This is a genomic window from Streptomyces sp. WAC06614 (assembly GCF_003949795.1).
Taxonomy (GTDB): domain Bacteria; phylum Actinomycetota; class Actinomycetes; order Streptomycetales; family Streptomycetaceae; genus Streptomyces.
In genome coordinates, this window is record NZ_RPRY01000516.1 from 1 (window position 1) to 3,243 (window position 3,243).

Consider the following 3,243-nt stretch of genomic DNA (forward strand, 5'->3'; position numbering starts at 1 on the left):
GGAGAGGGGGAACGGGGGCGGCGCGGTCAGTGCTCGGCCGGGGCCCGCCGGTCGGTGACGAGGGTCATGGTCTGCTGTTCCAGCAGGCGGGCGGCCGGGGCCGCCGGTACGTCGAGCAGCCGGGCCAGGACGGCCGCCTTGCGCCGGCCGCGGATGCCGAAGGCCAGGTCGGGCTCGGCGTCGAGCGGTCCGCGCACGTCGAGCAGCCGGACCACGAGGTCGTCGCGCTGGAAGACCGTGCTGCTGCGGACCGGGCTCGCCGGGTCCTGCGCGGCCTGCTCGTCCTGGCGGGCCAGGAACTTCGCGACGGCCGTGCCGCAGCCGGGCCTGGCCGGGTAGTACACGGCGTACCGGCGCACGTCGGGCTCGTCGGCCTCGGCCGCGGCGACGTGGTGGACCGCCGGCAGCGCCGCCCGCATGAAGAACATCCGGGCCGACTCGGGGTCGTCGAGGTCGCGGTCCTGCACGAGGTGGGGGTTGATGGCCTCCTCGACGGCCCGCACCTCGGGCTGCTTGGCCACGTGGCGCAGGGCCGCCATCAGGTCGCCCTCGATCTCCACCGTGCGCACCACCCGGTTGCCGTGCATGAACAGGGTGGTCCGGGCGAGCCGGGTCTGCGCGTCGACCCGGGCCGAGGGGGAGGCGTAGTCGGCCAGCAGGGCCGCGACCGCGGGCTCGCTGCCCGGCTTGACGGTGAACGTCAGCGCGTGGCGCACGACCCCGCTGCCCAGCCGCGGCGCCGCCTGCAACCGCTTGGCCGAGGGGCGGCCGGTCTCGCGCAGCACCGTGTACTTCAGCGCCTTGTTGCTGCGCATGCACACGCTCAGCGGGCGGACCTGCTCGATGTGCTCGTCGCTGTTGACCCAGGCCAAGTAGTGCGGGGCGCTCTCCCACTCGCTGGTGATCAGCCACTGGGAGGGGTTCTCGAACGACTGGCAGAGCTGATCGCTGATGTGCCCGGGGACGGTCGCCACCTGATGGCGCATCTTCTCGTACGCGTCGAAGAACTGCTGCTGCGTCCCCTCGTGGAGATCGCACAGGAAGACGACCCGCAGCATGGAGCCGTCGAAAGCCGACTGCGACACCCGTTCGGAAAGGGTGGTTGTCATCCTTGTCTCCTTCGTCAGGACACCTTCGACAGGACACGAGCGACCGGAGCGGTGCGGTGCGGTGCGGGGCGTCGGTGTCCCTCATGCTCATCCCACGCCGAACGAAAGCGCGAGATATGCGGATCAAACGGGCGACAGGCCTGAGCGAGTGAATGCCCGTGCGGGCGGCGGCTGCGGGGGCATAGAAGTTCCGATCCCCTCAGGAACAGGAGCACCCCACCCGTGGAAGAGAACGCAGCGGAGCGCGTACCGGTCCTCATCGTGGGCGGTTCACTCGTAGGCCTGTCGACCTCGCTCTTCCTGAGCCGTCACGGCGTCAGGCACATGCTGGTCGAGAAGCACACCGCCACCTCCATTCACCCCCGCGGCCGCGGCATCAACGCCCGCACGATGGAGCTGTTCCGCACCGCCCGCGCGGAACCGGCGATCCGCAAGGCGGCCGAAGCGCTCAAGGACAGCGACGGCATTCTCCAGACGGAGTGCCTGACCGACGGATCCCCGCAGAAGTGGCTGGTCAAGGGGGTCTCGCAGCGGCGCGGCGGACTCGCGGAGGTCAGCCCGACCGGCTGGTGCCTGTGCAGCCAGAACAACACCGAGCCCGTGCTCATCGAGCAGAGCGGCGCCCAGGGCGCCGACATCCGCTTCTCCACCGAGCTGATGAGCTTCGACCAGGACGCGGACGGGGTGACCGCGACGGTCAAGGACCTGGCCACGGGCGAGCACACCCAGGTCAGGGCGGACTTCCTGATCGGCTGCGACGGCCCGCGCAGCCCCGTCCGCGAGGCCCTGCACATCCCGCAGACCGGCAGCGGCGAGCTGTTCCACAACGTGAGCGTCACCTTCCGCTCACGGGGGATGCGGGCGGTCCTCGGCGACCTCAACTTCATCGTCTGCTACCTGATGCGCCCCGGCTCCGACGGGGCGCTGCTGCCCGTGGACAACCAGGAGCACTGGGTCTTCCACGCCCCCTGGAAGCCGGAGACGGGCGAGACCATGGAGGACTTCACCGACGAGCGCTGCACCGACCACATCCGGCGGGCCGTCGGCGCCCCGGACCTGGACGTGGAGATCCTGGGCCGGGCGCCCTGGCACGCCGCCGAGCGGGTGGCCACGCAGTACCGGGTCGGCCGGGTGTTCCTGGCCGGCGACTCGGCCCACGAGATGAGCCCGACCGGCGCGTTCGGCTCCAACACGGGCATCCAGGACGGGCACAACCTCGCCTGGAAGATCGCGGCCGTGCTGCGCGGCGAGGCCGGCCCCGAACTGCTGGACACCTACCACGTCGAACGGCACCCGGTCGCGCTCGCCACCGCAGAACGGGCCTCGGCCCGGTCGGCCGAGCACAGCCACCCCGGCTACGCCCCGCCGGTCAGCGTGGGCCCGCCCGGCGGCGGGGTGCTGGCCACGGCCATGGGCTACCGCTACCCGCGGGGCGCGGTCGTGGGCGCGGCGGACAGGCCGATCGTCCCGGACGAGCTGAGCCTCACCGGGGAGCCCGGCACCCGGGCCCCGCACATCTGGCTGCACCGCTCGGGCGAGCGGATCTCCAGCCTCGACCTGTACGAGCGGGAGTTCGTGCTGCTCAGCAGCCCCGGCACGCCCTGGCGGGCGGCGGCCCAGGCGGTGGCGCGGGACCTCGGCGTCCGGCTGGAGGCGCCGACGGTCGGGGCGGCCGGGAGCGATGCCGTCCTGACGACGGAGGAGGGCGCCGAGGCGCTGTGGACGCACGCCCACGGCATCGGCGTGCAGGGCGCCGTCCTGGTCCGCCCGGACGGCTTCGTGGCCTGGCGCTCACCCGACGCGGAGGCGGACCCGCGGGGGCGGCTGACGGAGGTCATGAGGAGGCTGCTGTGCCGGGCGGGGTGAGGTGACGGGCAGAGGGTGACCCGGGTCCCGCCGCCGCCTCCGGGCAGGCGACGGGACCCAGGCATCGAGGGCCGGCCCATCCGCTCCGCGGGGACGCCGTGCCGTGCCCTGCCGTGCCCTGTCTGCCCTTCCGTGCGGGCCGTGGGTGGCCGGGCGCGCAGTTCCCCGCGCCCCTAGGGGGTCAGCGGCAGCACCAGCAGTTGGACCAGCAGCTCGTGGCGCGCCAAGAGCTGCTGGTCCAACTGCTGGTGCTGCCGCTGACCCCCTA

General features: G+C 72.8%; 2 protein-coding genes. One reads left to right on the plus strand and one right to left on the minus strand.

Annotated elements, in window-relative coordinates; all coding sequences use genetic code 11:
- Positions 1-26: 26 nt before the first annotated feature.
- A complete protein-coding gene (locus EF918_RS34065; RefSeq protein WP_125652749.1) occupies positions 27-1,109 on the minus strand; it encodes a SchA/CurD-like domain-containing protein in 1,083 nt (360 codons plus the stop codon).
- A 222-nt stretch (positions 1,110-1,331) separates the two neighbouring features.
- Here EF918_RS34065 and EF918_RS34070 point away from each other — a divergent pair, with 222 nt between their 5' ends.
- Positions 1,332-2,975, plus strand: a complete 1,644-nt coding sequence (locus tag EF918_RS34070; protein ID WP_125652750.1) for an FAD-dependent monooxygenase — start codon at positions 1,332-1,334, stop codon at positions 2,973-2,975.
- The last annotated feature ends 268 nt before the right edge of the window (positions 2,976-3,243 follow it).